This is a genomic window from Pseudomonas trivialis, assembly GCF_036864995.1.
Taxonomy (GTDB): domain Bacteria; phylum Pseudomonadota; class Gammaproteobacteria; order Pseudomonadales; family Pseudomonadaceae; genus Aquipseudomonas; species Aquipseudomonas trivialis.
Map to the genome: position 1 here is coordinate 4943111 of NZ_CP142151.1, position 14426 is coordinate 4957536.

The 14426-nt window shown below is 61.4% G+C and carries 12 protein-coding genes; 7 read left to right on the forward strand and 5 right to left on the reverse strand.

Features of this window, described 5'->3' with window-relative positions; translation table 11 throughout:
• Positions 1-19: 19 nt before the first annotated feature.
• From VRB54_RS21905 to pqqE, 7 genes are all read left to right on the forward strand, one after another.
• Positions 20-814, forward strand: coding sequence for a carbon-nitrogen hydrolase family protein (locus VRB54_RS21905; protein ID WP_338478724.1), 795 nt, complete (start codon positions 20-22; stop codon positions 812-814).
• Positions 815-862: 48 nt separating this feature from the next.
• Positions 863-3202, forward strand: coding sequence for a pyrroloquinoline quinone biosynthesis protein PqqF (pqqF, locus tag VRB54_RS21910; protein ID WP_338478725.1), 2340 nt, complete (start codon positions 863-865; stop codon positions 3200-3202).
• Positions 3203-3358: 156 nt separating this feature from the next.
• Positions 3359-3433 (forward strand): pyrroloquinoline quinone precursor peptide PqqA, encoded by a 75-nt coding sequence (gene pqqA, locus VRB54_RS21915; RefSeq protein WP_003194766.1) that lies wholly within the window; start codon positions 3359-3361, stop codon positions 3431-3433.
• Between the two features lie 71 nt (positions 3434-3504).
• The gene (pqqB, locus tag VRB54_RS21920; RefSeq protein WP_057006653.1) at positions 3505-4416 is read left to right on the forward strand and encodes a pyrroloquinoline quinone biosynthesis protein PqqB; all 912 of its coding nucleotides are present in this window, start codon (positions 3505-3507) and stop codon (positions 4414-4416) included.
• Positions 4417-4427: 11 nt separating this feature from the next.
• On the forward strand, positions 4428-5180 hold the full coding sequence (gene pqqC / locus VRB54_RS21925; protein ID WP_338478726.1) for a pyrroloquinoline-quinone synthase PqqC: 753 nt from the start codon (positions 4428-4430) through the stop codon (positions 5178-5180).
• Positions 5177-5452, forward strand: coding sequence for a pyrroloquinoline quinone biosynthesis peptide chaperone PqqD (pqqD, locus tag VRB54_RS21930; RefSeq protein ID WP_057006651.1), 276 nt, complete (start codon positions 5177-5179; stop codon positions 5450-5452). The genes pqqC and pqqD overlap by 4 nt, the downstream gene beginning before the upstream one ends.
• Positions 5445-6575 carry a pyrroloquinoline quinone biosynthesis protein PqqE gene (gene pqqE / locus VRB54_RS21935; RefSeq protein ID WP_422396118.1) on the forward strand — a complete coding sequence of 377 codons (1131 nt, stop codon included), beginning with the start codon at positions 5445-5447 and terminating at the stop codon, positions 6573-6575. The genes pqqD and pqqE overlap by 8 nt, the downstream gene beginning before the upstream one ends.
• A 138-nt stretch (positions 6576-6713) precedes the next feature.
• Here the strand turns inward: pqqE and VRB54_RS21940 are convergent, their stop codons facing one another.
• From VRB54_RS21940 to VRB54_RS21960, 5 genes are all read right to left on the reverse strand, one after another.
• Positions 6714-6872 carry a YqaE/Pmp3 family membrane protein gene (locus VRB54_RS21940; RefSeq protein WP_003194776.1) on the reverse strand — a complete coding sequence of 53 codons (159 nt, stop codon included), beginning with the start codon at positions 6870-6872 and terminating at the stop codon, positions 6714-6716.
• Positions 6873-7207: 335 nt separating this feature from the next.
• Complete coding sequence (locus VRB54_RS21945) at positions 7208-8986, reverse strand: acyl-CoA dehydrogenase C-terminal domain-containing protein (protein WP_338478728.1); 1779 nt, start codon at positions 8984-8986, stop codon at positions 7208-7210.
• 143 nt (positions 8987-9129) lie between these two features.
• Complete coding sequence (locus tag VRB54_RS21950) at positions 9130-10899, reverse strand: acyl-CoA dehydrogenase C-terminal domain-containing protein (RefSeq protein WP_338478729.1); 1770 nt, start codon at positions 10897-10899, stop codon at positions 9130-9132.
• A 90-nt stretch (positions 10900-10989) separates the two neighbouring features.
• On the reverse strand, positions 10990-12279 hold the full coding sequence (locus VRB54_RS21955) for a GGDEF domain-containing protein (protein WP_209985581.1): 1290 nt from the start codon (positions 12277-12279) through the stop codon (positions 10990-10992).
• Between the two features lie 234 nt (positions 12280-12513).
• Positions 12514-14319, reverse strand: a complete 1806-nt coding sequence (locus VRB54_RS21960) for a phenylacyl-CoA dehydrogenase (protein ID WP_338478730.1) — start codon at positions 14317-14319, stop codon at positions 12514-12516.
• Between the last annotated feature and the right edge of the window lie 107 nt (positions 14320-14426).

Consider the following 14426-nt stretch of genomic DNA (forward strand, 5'->3'; position numbering starts at 1 on the left):
CGACTCAAGGAGCTGCGTCATGCGTGTCGCCCTGTATCAATGCCCGCCGCTGCCGCTGGACGTGGCCGGCAACCTCAAGCGCCTGCACCAGGTGGCGCAAGAGGCCGCCGGCGCCGATGTGCTGGTGCTGCCGGAGATGTTTCTCAGCGGCTACAACATTGGCCTCGAAGCGGCAGGTGCCTTGGCCGAGGCGCAGGACGGGGATTCTGCCCAGGCCATTGCCGAGATTGCGCGAAACGCCGGCTTGGCGATTGTGTACGGCTACCCGGAGCGCGCCGAAGATGGGCAAGTCTATAACGCTGTGCAGTTGATCGACGCGCAAGGTCAGCGCCTGTGCAATTACCGCAAGACGCACCTGTTCGGCGACCTCGACCGTTCGATGTTCAGCGCCGGCGGCGATGATTTTCCGCTGGTCGAACTTAACGGCTGGAAGCTGGGGCTGCTGATTTGCTATGACTTGGAGTTCCCGGAAAACACCCGGCGCCTGGCCCTGGCCGGTGCCGAGCTGATCCTGGTGCCCACGGCCAACATGGTGCCGTTCGACTTTGTGGCTGACGTCACCGTGCGGGCGCGCGCCTTCGAGAACCAGTGCTACGTGGCCTACGCCAATTATTGCGGGCATGAAGGTGAGATCCAGTATTGCGGGCAAAGCAGCATCGCCGCGCCGGACGGTCAGCGCGTCGCCCAGGCGGGATTGGACGAAGCCTTGATCGTCGGGGCGCTGGATCGCCAATCGATCCTCGCTGCCCGCGCCGCCAACCACTATTTGCAAGACCGCCGCCCGGAACTGTACGGCGCGCTGCACAAGCCCTGATCCAGCGGGTTTGTTAGCATAGGCACTTCCCTCGCTTCGGAAGTGCCCATGCCTGCGCCGGCCCAATCTCATCCCATCCACCTGACCTTGGCCAACGGCCTGCGCGTCTCGTTGCGCCATGCACCGCGCTTGAAGCGTTGCGCTGCAGCCTTGCGCGTGGCTGCCGGTAGCCATGATGTGCCGTTGGTCTGGCCTGGGCTGGCGCATTTTCTTGAGCATTTGTTGTTCCTGGGGACCGAGCGTTTTCCTGCAAGCGATGGGCTGATGGCTTACGTGCAGCGTCATGGTGGTCAGGTCAATGCCAGCACCCGCGAACGCGCCACCGACTTCTTCTTTGAGCTACCGGTCTCGACCTTTGCCGATGGGTTGGAACGGCTGGCAGACATGCTTACCCACCCTCGGCTGACAAGCGAAGACCAACTGCGCGAACGGGAAGTGCTGCATGCGGAGTTTATCGCCTGGTCCCAGGATGCGGCTGCGCAACAGCAAGTGGCGCTTTTGCAGGGCCTGGCGGCCGATCATCCGTTGCGGGGCTTTCACGCAGGCAATCGCGACAGCCTGCCGGTGGAAAGCGAGGCGTTTCAACAGGCCTTGCGGGCATTCCATGAGCATTTTTATCAAAGCGGGCAGATGACCTTGAGCCTTGCAGGCCCACAGCCGTTGGCAGAACTGGAGGCGTTGGCGCAACGCTTCAGCGACGCCCTGGCTTCAGGCCCCCTGCACCCGCAAACCTTGCCGCCGCCATTGATGCCCGGCCAGGCGCAGAGCTATCAACACCTGGCCGGCAATCACTTGCATCAGGTCATTTGCTGCGAAGCCCCTCGCGAAGCACTGGAATTTCTATGTACCTGGCTCAACGCTTCGGCACCGGGCGGGCTGCTGGCTGAACTGAAAACGCAGCAACTGGCCACCGCGCTGCACGCCTCGGTGCCGTACGACTTTGCGGGGCAGGCGCTGCTGGTTATCGACTTCACCGTCGAGACTCAAGAAACAGCGCAGATCGAGACACTGCTGTACGACTGGCTGAGCTTTTTTGCCCACAGTGACTGGACCTCCCTGCGCGAAGAATTCGCCCTGTTGGCCGCTCGTCAACAGCAGACCCAGGGCGCACTGGCGCTGGCCCGCAATCACGGCGAAGCACTGTCGGAACCTGCGGTCGCAGCACTCAAGGCCATGCTCGACTCATTGCACCTGCCCGTGTCCCGACACGGGTGGCAGCCTGCTCCCAACAATCCCTTCCTGCGCCCCCCTGTCAAGGAAGAGCGCGCAGGCCTGATTCGCGGCCAGACCAGCGCCCATCGCGGGTTGCGCACCTTTGCCCAGGATCGTTCACGGGGCCGCAAGGACGCATCGGCGCTGACCTTCAGCCATGCGCTGGCCGATGACAGTGATGAAGGCGCGTTGTATCTGCAGTGGCGCTTCAACGCGCCCGCCCCCGAGCTGGACAGTACGCTGCAGACATTGCGCGAAAATGCCGGTCAGGCCGGTGTCGAATTGTCTTTCGAGGCTACGAGCAATGACTGGCGGGTGAAGATGATCGGTCTTCAACAGCCAATGCCTGCGGTGCTCGAAGCCTTGGCCCATGCGCTGAACCAGCCGCAAGCGCCAGCTCCCGCGCCGGTGCCGATGATCGCCATTCGGGCACTGCTCAAGGCGCTGCCTGAGTGCTGTGCCAACGCGACCGGCGCCGATGAGACGCCAGCGTCATGGTCCGACGCTCGCTGGCAAGGCTTGGGCATAGGGCTGACAGCCATGTGCGAGACCGCGATCAAAGCGGCCGCCGCGCGCTTGCCTGGACAACCCGCGATCATCGATCACGACGTTGCAGATCTTGCCGGCCAACACCTTTGGCACGCAGTAAAAACCGACACGAGCGAAGCCGCCCTGCTGCTGTTCTGCCCCACACCGAGCGGATCCCTGGCCGATGAAGCCGCCTGGCGCCTGCTCGGTCACCTGCTGCAAGCCCCCTTCTACCAACGCCTGCGCGTCGAGCTGCAATTGGGCTACGCGATCTTCAGCTGCGTCCGACAGATCAACGGACAAACCGGACTGCTGTTGGGTGTGCAATCGCCCACGGCGTCATTGGAAGACATCGTCGGGCACCTGCAAACCTTCCTCCAGCAGTTGCCGACGTTGATCGAGCGCAGCGACGAGTTGGGCAACCAGCCCTTGGCCGAACAATTCGCCCTACAGGCGCTGCCCACCGCGCAAGCTGCAGAGCTGCTGTGGCACGCGCACCTGGCAGGCCACCCGTCGGATTACCTGCTGCAACTGCAACAACGGATTCTGGCGTGCACCCGGGGCGACCTGCTGCACGCCGCCCGGCAGTTGCAAAATGCAGCGGGTGGCTGGCGCTATGTCGCCAATGGCCCACGTATGATCGACTGAACAGCGATCATTGCTGCCTTTGCAAAAGGCTTTTTCCATCAAGACAGCGCTAACTTGAAAAGAATTGCGTAACATTCACACGCACACATCTGAACATCTCCGACAGGAGATGGACTATATGTATTACACATCCCATCCCTACGTAGGAGTAAGAACATGACCTGGTCCAAACCTGCTTACACTGATCTGCGCATTGGTTTCGAAGTCACCATGTACTTCGCCAGCCGTTAATCCGCTGGGTAATACAACGCCTCGGTTCGCCCGGGGCGTTTTTGTTTTGAGCTTTGTTTGATGGAGCGACCATGTTTGTCCAGATTCTAGGTTCCGCCGCCGGCGGTGGTTTCCCGCAGTGGAACTGCAACTGCGTGAACTGCGCAGGTTTTCGCGACGGCAGCCTGCGCGCCCACGCGCGCACCCAGTCATCCATTGCAATCTCCGACGATGGTGTGAATTGGGTACTGTGCAACGCCTCACCGGATATTCGCGCGCAGTTGCAAGGCTTTGCGCCGATGCAACCCGGACGGGCGCTGCGGGATACCGGCATCAGCGCGATCATCCTGATGGACAGCCAGATCGACCACACCACCGGCCTGCTGAGCCTGCGCGAAGGTTGCCCGCACCAGGTGTGGTGCACCGACATGGTCCATGAAGACCTGAGCACCGGTTTCCCGCTGTTCACCATGCTTACCCACTGGAACGGCGGCCTGACCTGGAACCGCATCGAACTGGACGCCAGCTTCACCATCCCGGCCTGCCCCAATCTGCGCTTTACCCCGCTGCCGCTGCGTAGCGCCGCGCCGCCCTATTCGCCGCATCGCTTCGACCCGCATCCGGGTGACAACATCGGCCTGATCGTCGAAGACCTGCGCACCGGCGGCAAGCTGTTCTACGCCCCAGGCCTGGGCAAGGTCGACGCGCCATTGCTGGAGATCATGGCCGGCAGCGACTGCCTGCTGGTGGACGGCACGATGTGGGACGACGATGAGATGCAGCGCCGCGGCGTCGGCACACGCACCGGTCGCGAGATGGGCCACCTGGCGCAGAACGGCCCCGGCGGCATGCTGGAAGTGCTGGAACAATTGCCCGAGCAGCGCAAGGTGCTGATCCACATCAACAACACCAATCCGATCCTCGATGAGGACTCACCCGAACGCGCGGAACTGGTGCGGCGCAATGTCGAAGTGGCTTACGACGGCATGAGCATTGAATTGTAGGAGCTATCGAAATGACTGACACAGCCCTGACCACCGCCGAATTTGAAGCAGCCCTGCGCGCCAAGGGTGACTTCTACCATATCCATCACCCTTACCACGTGGCGATGTACGAAGGTCGCGCCAGCCGCGAGCAAATTCAGGGCTGGGTCGCCAACCGCTTCTACTATCAGGTGAACATTCCCCTGAAAGACGCCGCGATCCTGGCCAACTGCCCCGACCGCGAAATCCGCCGCGAGTGGATCCAGCGCCTGCTCGACCATGACGGTGCGCCGGGTGAGGACGGCGGCATCGAAGCCTGGCTGCGCCTGGGCCAGGCGGTGGGCCTGGACCCCGACCAGTTGCGCTCCCAGGAACTGGTGCTGCCCGGCGTGCGCTTTGCGGTGGACGCCTACGTCAACTTCGCCCGCCGCGCCGGCTGGCAGGAAGCCGCCAGCAGTTCGTTGACCGAGCTGTTCGCGCCGCAGATCCACCAGTCGCGCCTCGACAGCTGGCCCCAGCATTACCCCTGGATCGATCCGGCCGGCTATGAGTATTTCCGTACCCGCCTGGGCCAGGCGCGCCGCGATGTGGAGCACGGTCTGGCGATCACGCTACAGCATTACACCACCCGTGCAGGCCAGGAACGCATGCTGGAAATCCTGCAGTTCAAACTCGACATTCTGTGGAGCATGCTCGACGCCATGAGCATGGCCTACGAACTCAAACGCCCGCCGTATCACAGCGTGACCGAGCAGCGGGTCTGGCATAAAGGGATCACCCTATGAGCTTTGATCGCAGCAAAAAACCCGTGTGGCGCCAAGGCTATCGCTACCAGTATGAGCCTGCGCAAAAAGGCCATGTGCTGCTGTACCCGGAAGGCATGATCAAGCTCAACGAAAGCGCCGCGCTGATTGGCGGCTTGATTGATGGCGAGCGCGATGTGGCGGCCATCATCGCCGAGCTGGACCGGCAATTTCCCGGCGTGCCTGAACTCGGTGAAGACATTGAGCAATTCATGGAGGTCGCCCGTGCTGAGCACTGGATCGAACTTGCCTGAAAAGCCGCCTGTCGGCCTGCCATTATGGCTGCTCGCCGAGCTGACCTACCGCTGCCCGTTGCAGTGCCCGTATTGCTCCAACCCGCTGGATTTTGCCGAGCAGGGCAAGGAGCTGACTACCGAGCAGTGGATAAAGGTATTTCGCGAAGCTCGCGAGATGGGGGCCGCGCAGCTGGGGTTTTCCGGCGGCGAACCGCTGGTGCGTCAGGACCTCGCCGAACTCATCAGCGAGGCGCGCAAGCTTGGGTTCTACACCAACCTGATCACCTCCGGCATCGGCCTCACCGAACAGAAGATCAGCGACTTCAAGAAAGCCGGCCTGGACCATATCCAGATCAGCTTCCAGGCCAGCGACGAGCAGGTGAACAACCTGCTGGCCGGCTCGAAAAAAGCGTTCGCGCAAAAGCTGGAAATGGCTCGCGCGGTGAAGGCCCACGGCTATCCGATGGTGCTTAACTTCGTCACCCATCGGCACAACATCGACAAGATCGACCGCATCATCGAGCTGTGCATTGCGCTGGAGGCGGACTTCGTTGAGCTCGCCACCTGCCAGTTCTATGGCTGGGCGCAGCTCAATCGGGTGGGATTGCTACCGACCCGGGAGCAACTGGTGCGCGCCGAGCGCATCACCAACGAATACCGCGCCAAGCTAGAAGCCGAGGGCCATCCCTGCAAGCTGATCTTCGTGACTCCGGATTATTACGAGGAGCGGCCCAAGGCCTGCATGAACGGCTGGGGCAGCATCTTCCTGACCGTCACACCGGACGGCACTGCCCTGCCCTGCCATGGCGCGAGGCAAATGCCGGTGCAATTCCCCAATGTGCGCGACCACAGCATGCAGCACATCTGGTATGACTCGTTCGGCTTCAATCGTTTTCGTGGCTATGACTGGATGCCCGAGCCGTGCCGTTCATGCGATGAAAAGGAAAAGGACTTCGGCGGCTGCCGCTGTCAGGCGTTCATGCTAACGGGGGATGCCAGCAATGCCGACCCGGTGTGCAGCAAGTCCGAGCACCACGGCATCATCCTGCAGGCAAGGGAAGAAGCCGAGCACGCCACTCAGACCATCGAACAACTGGCGTTTCGCAATGAGCGTAATTCACGGCTGATCGCAAAAGGCTGAAGGACCACCATAAGGTCTGAAAATGCGGGAGGGGCTTGCTCCCGATGGCGGTGGCTCAGTCAACAAATCAGTGACCGCTCCACTGCCATCGGGAGCAAGCCCCCTCCTGCATTTGATCTTCAGCGCAACAGACAGGCCTTAACGCTTGGCGATGATGTACACCGCATGGATGATGCCCGGGAAGTAACCGCACAGGGTCAACAGGATGTTCAGCCAGAACGCGCCGCCGAAACCTACTTGCAGGAACACACCCAGTGGCGGCAGCAGAATGGCGATGATGATGCGAATGATATCCATGGGTCAGCTCCAGAAAATCGGCTCGTGCGAGCCGTGTAGCTAATCGACCTTGGGCGTCCGCGAGGGTTCAGTGGTTTCTGGCATTGCGCCATCGTCAGACCCGCCCTGACTTTTTCGCAGGCAAAAGAAAACCCCGCCGAAGCGGGGCTTTGCAGACTGTTTCCCTGACATCCATTTCACTCCGCCATCCTGGCAGAATCCTACGTGTCCATGTTGTTGCTTTGCGCTTCCTGCGCGACGTCCATGTGAAGTAGATTATCGATGGATCCAATTTGGCGATAGAGGACGAATAGCAGTACGTCATGTAAGAGAATGCTTACACGCCTTTTAAAGCCTTAAAATAGTGCCTCATCCAGCAAAAACAATGATTCGCTACCGGCTTTGACCGACGCACTCAGCGAATGAATACGCGGCAGCAGGCGCGCAAAGTAGAAGCGTGCAGTGCCCAGCTTGCTCGCATAAAAGTCTTCGTCGCCTTGTTTGCCCCACGCTGCCTTGGCCATGCGCGCCCACATATAGGCGTAGGCCATATAGCCAAAGGCGTGCAGATATTCCACCGATGCCGCACCGATTTCATTCGGGTTGGTCCTGGCGCGGTCCAGCACCCAGGCGGTCAGCTCATCCAGGTTATCCACGGCCTTGCCGAGCGGCCGGGTGAATTCGCCCAGTTCGGCGCCAGCGGTGGCGATGAACTCGCGCACTTCATCGGCAAACAGCGTGTAGAAAGCGCCACCGCTGCCGACGATCTTGCGCCCCACCAGGTCCAGCGCCTGGATGCCGTTGGTGCCTTCGTAGATCTGGGTGATGCGTACATCACGCACCAGTTGCTCCTGGCCCCACTCGCGAATATAGCCATGGCCGCCAAACACCTGCTGACCCAGCACTGTGGTTTCCAGGCCCAGATCGCTGAGGAATGCCTTCGCCACTGGAGTGAGCAATGCGACGAGGTTGTCGGCACGCTCACGCGCGGCAGCGTCTTCACTGAACTTGGCGATGTCCAACTGCGTCGCCACGTAGGTGGAGAATGCGCGACCGCCTTCGTTCGACGCCTTCATGGTCAGCAGCATGCGACGCACATCGGGGTGCACGATGATCGGGTCGGCCGCTTTGTCTTTGGCCTGGGCGCCGGTTGGCGAACGGCTTTGCAGCCGGTCGCGCGCGTACTCAATCGCGTTCTGATAAGAGCGCTCACCGGAGGCCAGGCCCTGGATGCCCACGCCCAGACGCTCGTAGTTCATCATGGTGAACATTGCCGCCAGGCCACGGTTAGGCTCGCCCACCAGGAACCCCACGGCCCCGTCGAAGTTCATCACGCAGGTGGCGGACGCCTGAATCCCCATCTTGTGTTCGATGGAGCCGCAGCTCACCAGATTACGCGCGCCCAGGCTGCCGTCGGCATTGACCATGAACTTGGGCACCAGAAACAGCGAGATGCCCTTTGGCCCGGCTGGCGCGTCTGGCAGCTTGGCCAGCACCAGGTGAATGATGTTTTCAGTGAGGTCGTGTTCGCCACCGGTGATGAAGATCTTGGTGCCGCTGATGGTGTACGAACCATCCGCCTGCGGCTCGGCCTTGGTGCGAATAATCCCCAGGTCGGTGCCGGCATGGGCTTCGGTCAGGCACATGGAACCTGCCCACTCACCGGAATACATCTTCGGCAGATAAGTGGCCTTGAGCGCTTCGGTGGCGTGGGTGGCGATCGACACGCAGGCACCGGAGGTCAGCATCGGGTACAGGCCAAACGCCAGGCTGGCCGAGTTGATCATCTCTTCAACCTGGGCCGATACCGCTTTGGGCATGCCCATGCCCCCAAAGGCAGGATCGCCGCCAACACCCACCCAGCCGCCTTCGGCATAGGTTTTGTAGGCCTGTGGATAACCGTCCGGGGTAAACACGGCGGTGTCGTCCCAGCGACACCCTTGTTCATCGCCGCCACGGCTGATCGGGGCGATGGATTTGGCGGTGACTTTGCCGGCTTCCTCGAGGATCGCCTCGACGGTTTCGGCGTCGACGCTGTCTGCCAATGCCGGCAATTGGGCCCAGGTAGTGGCGACCTCGAACACTTCGTTGAGGACGAAGCGCATATCACGCAGCGGCGCTTTGTAATCAGCCATGGCAAACCTCGTGAGAACGTAAAAGTGATTCAATGGGATCGGTTTTACAGGCTCCAAGTGTAACCGAACAACTTTTCAAACACATAGCGTCAGTTCGTGACCGCCAAGTATTTCAGAGTCACGCCAAGCCCCTTCCCACACCGTTACAGCGCAAACGCATTCGCCGGCAAACTCATCAGGCAGTCACTCCCTGCCTCCACCGCCGCCCGGTGCATACCCGTACGCGGTAACAGCCGTTTGAAGTAAAAGTCGCACGTCGCCAGCTTGACCTGGGCAAACTCCGCGTCATCCAGCGCCTGCGCCGCAATCGCCATGCGCAGCCACAGGTACGCGAGAATGATGTAGCCGCTGTACATCAGGTAATCCACTGCCGCCGCGCCCACTTCGTCCGGGTTCTTCATTGCCGCCATCCCCACCCTGGTCGTCAACTCGCCCCACTCCTGATTCAACTGATTGAGCAGTGCCACCTGCGCCTTGAGCTGCGGATGCTCGGCGTTCGCCCCACAGAACTTATGCACAATTTTGGTAAACCCGCGCAGCAACTTGCCCTGGCTGCCGAGCACCTTGCGCCCCAGCAGATCGAGGGCCTGGATGCCATTGGTGCCTTCATAAATCGGCGCAATCCGCGCATCGCGCGCCAACTGCTCCATGCCCCATTCACGGATATAGCCGTGCCCGCCAAACACCTGCATGCCGTGGTTGGTCACCTCAAGCCCGGTGTCGGTCATGAAGGCCTTGCAGATCGGCGTGAGGAACGCCAGCAGGTCGTCGGCTTCCTGGCGCGCCGTAGAATCGCTGCTCAGGTGCGCCGTGTCGATCAACTGCGCAGTGAAATAAGTCAGAGCGCGATTGCCTTCGTTAAAGGCTTTCATGGTCAGCAACATGCGCCGCACATCGGCGTGCACGATGATCGGGTCGGCGGCTTTCTCGGGCGCTTTGGCGCCGGTCAGCGAGCGCATTTGCAGGCGGTCATTGGCGTATTTCACCGCCCCCTGGAAGCTCGTCTCGCCATTGCACAGGCCCTGCATCCCGGTGCCCAGGCGCGCGTGATTCATCATGGTGAACATGCAGTTGAGGCCCTTGTTCGCCTCGCCGATCAAAAAACCCCTGGCACCATCGAAATTCAGCACACAGGTGGCGGACGCCTTGATGCCCATCTTGTGTTCGATAGACCCGCAATGCACCGCATTGCGCTCGCCCGAATCAGCGTGAAACTTGGGCACGATAAACAAGGAGATGCCCTTGGTGCCCGCAGGCGCGTCCGGCAACTTGGCCAGCACCAGGTGGATGATATTGGCGCTCAGGTCGTGCTCGCCGGCAGAGATGAAAATCTTGCTGCCAGTGACCGCATAGCTGCCATCCGCCTGGGGCACGGCGCGGGTCTTGATCAGGCCCAGGTCGGTGCCGCAATGGGCTTCGGTGAGGCACATGGTGCCGGTCCATTCCCCGGCGGTGAGTTTGCTCAGGAACGTGGCTTTCTGTTCTTCGGTGCCGTGGGCATGGATCGCCGACATCGCGCCGTGGGTGAGGCCGGGGTACATGCCCCAGGATGTGTTGCTGGAACCGATCATCTCGCTCAGCACCAGGCCCAGTGACTGCGGCAAACCCTGGCCACCGTAGGCCGGGTCCGCCGCCACGCCATGCCAGCCGCCTTCCACATACTGGGCGAAGGCGTCCTTGAACCCCTTGGGCGTGGTGACCACCCCGTTGTCAAAGTGGCAGCCTTCCTCATCGCCGCTGCGGTTGAGCGGCGCGAGTACGTTTTCGCAGAATTTCGCGCCTTCTTCGAGGATCGCGCTGACCATGTCCGGGCTGGCGTCGGTCGCGCCCAGGGCGGCGTAATGGCTGTGGAAGTCGAACACGTTGTCGATCAGAAAGCGCATGTCGCGCAGGGGAGCTTTGTATTCAGGCATGACAGTTTCTCCGGCAGCAGATGGTTTCAACCTACTGCTGGCCGCTGCCGCGAACAATCACTGTAGCGCCGCTGAATACAGCGCCATTACTCAACCCGCAGCGCGCTCCATGCGTACCGCGCCGCGCCGGTTCTGCCCGGCCGCCACCACGCAGTTACGCCCGGCGCCCTTGGCCGCGTACAGCGCCTGGTCGGCGGATTTGAGCACTTCTTCGGGCGTGCGTTGCTCGGCCTGGCGTTCGGCCACGCCGATGCTGACGGTCACCGACACACTCGACGCGCCGCTGTCCGCGCGGCGCTGGCGGCCCTGTTGATCGTCGTTGGGCCGATCAGGGTTGCGCAGCTTGATGTCGTAATGGGCGACGATCTCGCGAATTTCCTCCAGGTGCGGCAAGCACTCGTCCAGGGTCTTGCCGGCAAACACCACGGCGAATTCTTCACCGCCGTAGCGATAGGCTCGCCCGCCGCCGTTGACCTTCGACAGCTTGCTCGCCACCAGGCGCAGCACCTGGTCGCCCACATCGTGCCCGTGGGTGTCGTTGAAGCGCTTGAAGTGATCGACGTCGGTCATTGCCAGCACATAGTTGCGCCCCAGGCGCTGCATGCGCTCGTTCAGCGCGCGGCGCCCCGGCAGGCCGGTCAGTTCATCGCGAAACGCCATCTGATAGGCCTCATGTGCGACGCCGGCTGCGATCATCAGCATCACCTGACTGCACATGATGTTCAGGGTAAACGGCAGGATGAACGTTTGCGGCAGCATCCAGAACAGCCCCAGCAACCCCACCAGTTGCGCTGCATGCAAGGGGCGCGGCTGATACCAGTACTGGGCGGCCAGGGTGACGAAGCCCACCAGGAACATCGGGTACGCCAACTGGATCAGGCTCATCCAGGTGCCATGCAGCATTGGCCAGCGAATCTCCGCCAGCCAGTCCAGCAGCCCCTGGGGATAACGCTGTTCAAGCGCCAGCGCAACGCTGCCCAGCGCCAGCAACACTGCGCAGCGTGCGATGAAATCGCGAAACAGGTGGGTCTTTTCCTGCCACAGCGCGTAAATGCTGAACAGCAACGGCAGCAACAGGCAACACAGATGAAACACCACCGCCGCGTCTGCGCGCACGCGGCCGTTGTCACGGTAGAAGTCGGTCTGGGTGTCGAGCAGGAAATACACGATGTACACGGTGATCATCAGGAACAGCTCGCGCTGGCGGCGATAAACCGCGCAGTACGCGCCGCCCAGCAGCAGCACCAGGGTCGGCAGCACGTTGAACAGCGAAGTGAAGAACACATTGAGGTCCTTCAGGTACGCAGCCGAAAGCCCCGCCAGCAACAGCAGCAATGAGGGCAGAAAGTGACTGAAGCGCACTGCGGACACGCGTGACAAGGGTTGAGCTCCGACCCGCAAATGGAGGATGGCATCGAGACACGGCGGCGACAGTTAATCACACTCTGCGGCGCACGCATCAAATTGCCATCACTTTAACGGCAGAAGGTCCCAATCCCTGAGCGCGACTCCGTACTTTTGTGTTCAACATCAATCGAATGTGGAGGGGGCTTGTTTCCTCCCACAAAAAAACCGCCGCCCCTGAGGGCGGCGGTTTCAGAACACTTCGAAGGCTTAGTAAGCCAGGCCGAAGTGTTCTTCTTTCATGTCCATCAGGTTGTTGGCGCCCGACAGCATGGTGGCCACGTGGGTACGGGTACGCGGCAGGATGCGCTGGAAGTAGAAGCGCGCGGTCTGCAGCTTGGCGGTGTAGAACGCCTCGTCGCTGGTGCCGGCCGCCAGTTTCTCAGCCGCCACTCGCGCCATGTCGGCCCAGAAGTAGGCCAGGCACGCGTAACCGGAATACATCAAGTAGTCCACCGAAGCGGCGCCGACTTCTTCACGGTCTTTCATCGCGGCCATGCCGACCTTCATGGTCAACTCGCCCCACTCCTTGTTCAGCGCCGCCAGCGGCGTCACGAACTCTTGCACCGCCTCAACACCTTCGTTGGCCTGGCAGAACTTGTGCACGATCTTGGTGAAGCCCTTGAGCGCTTCGCCCTGGGTCATCAGCACTTTACGGCCGAGCAGGTCCAGCGCCTGGATACCGGTGGTGCCTTCGTACAGCATCGAAATGCGGCTGTCGCGCACGTTCTGCTCCATGCCCCACTCGGCGATAAAGCCGTGGCCGCCGTAGATCTGCACGCCGTGGTTGGCCGATTCAAAACCGACTTCGGTCATGAACGCCTTGGCGATCGGCGTCATGAAGGCCAGCAGGCCGTCAGCCTGTTTTTTGGCTTCGTCGTCGGTGCCGTATTTAACGATGTCGACCTGCTTGGCGGTGAAGTACACCATCGCGCGGTTGCCTTCGGCGAAGGCTTTCATGGTCAGCAGCATGCGGCGCACGTCGGGGTGCACGATGATCGGGTCGGCAGCCTTTTCCGGCGCTTTCGGGCCGGTGAGGGAACGCATCTGCAGGCGATCACGGGCGTATTTCAAGCCACCCTGGAAGCCGATTTCGGCGTGGGCCAGGCCTTGCAGCGCGGTGCCCAGGCGAGCGGTGTTCATAAAGGTGAACATGCAGTTCAGGCCTTTGTTCGCCGGGCCGATCAGGTAACCGGTGGCCGCGTCGAAGTTCATCACGCAGGTGGCGTTGCCGTGGATGCCCATCTTGTGTTCCAGGGAGCCACAGCTCACTGCGTTGCGCGCGCCGATGGCGCCGTCTGCATCTGGAATGAACTTGGGCACGATAAACAGCGAGATGCCTTTGGTGCCGGCCGGTGCGTCCGGCAGGCGGGCCAGTACGATGTGGACGATGTTGTCGGCCATGTCGTGTTCACCGGCCGAGATGAAGATCTTGGTGCCCGAGACTTTGTACGAACCATCGGCCTGAGGCTCGGCCTTGGTGCGCAGCATGCCCAGGTCGGTGCCGCAATGCGGCTCGGTCAGGCACATGGTGCCGGTCCACTCGCCCGACACCAGTTTGGTCAGGTAAGCCTCTTGCTGCTCGGGAGTGCCGTGCTCGGAGATGGTGTTCATCGCACCATGGGACAGGCCCGGGTACATGCCCCACGACCAGTTGGCCTCGCCAACCATTTCGCTCACCGCCAGGCCCAGGGATTCCGGCAGGCCCTGGCCACCGTGCTCCACATCGTGGGCCAGGCTCGGCCAGCCGCCTTCGACGAACTGCTTGTAGGCTTGCTTGAAACCGGTCGGGGTCTTAACGCCTGACTCGCTCCAGGTGCAGCCTTCGATGTCGCCTACGCGGTTCAGCGGGGCCAGCACCTGCTCACAGAACTTGGCGCCTTCTTCGAGGATGGCGTCAACCATGTCCGGCGTAGCGTCCTGGCAAGCCGGCAGGCTTTGATAGTGCGCTTCATAGCCGAGCAGTTCGTCACGAACGAAGCGAATATCACGCAAGGGGGCCTTGTAGTCAGGCATAGCGATAAACCTCTGCTGATAAATCTGGGATGAACAAACCGCGCGGAAGTGCCAGGGCGGTCAAACAGGTGTTTGAAACATACGTTTACGACCTGGGGTTGTCAAGG

What these genes read in the sequence shown, in the direction of transcription:
- VRB54_RS21940 (WP_003194776.1), bottom strand. Translation starts at nt 6,872, where the DNA reads ATGGATATCATTCGCATCATCATCGCCATTCTGCTGCCGCCACTGGGT.
- VRB54_RS21945 (WP_338478728.1), bottom strand. Translation starts at nt 8,986, where the DNA reads ATGGCTGATTACAAAGCGCCGCTGCGTGATATGCGCTTCGTCCTCAAC.
- VRB54_RS21950 (WP_338478729.1), bottom strand. Translation starts at nt 10,899, where the DNA reads ATGCCTGAATACAAAGCTCCCCTGCGCGACATGCGCTTTCTGATCGAC.
- pqqB (WP_057006653.1), top strand. Translation starts at nt 3,505, where the DNA reads ATGTTTGTCCAGATTCTAGGTTCCGCCGCCGGCGGTGGTTTCCCGCAG.
- pqqF (WP_338478725.1), top strand. Translation starts at nt 863, where the DNA reads ATGCCTGCGCCGGCCCAATCTCATCCCATCCACCTGACCTTGGCCAAC.
- pqqD (WP_057006651.1), top strand. Translation starts at nt 5,177, where the DNA reads ATGAGCTTTGATCGCAGCAAAAAACCCGTGTGGCGCCAAGGCTATCGC.
- VRB54_RS21905 (WP_338478724.1), top strand. Translation starts at nt 20, where the DNA reads ATGCGTGTCGCCCTGTATCAATGCCCGCCGCTGCCGCTGGACGTGGCC.
- VRB54_RS21960 (WP_338478730.1), bottom strand. Translation starts at nt 14,319, where the DNA reads ATGCCTGACTACAAGGCCCCCTTGCGTGATATTCGCTTCGTTCGTGAC.
- pqqC (WP_338478726.1), top strand. Translation starts at nt 4,428, where the DNA reads ATGACTGACACAGCCCTGACCACCGCCGAATTTGAAGCAGCCCTGCGC.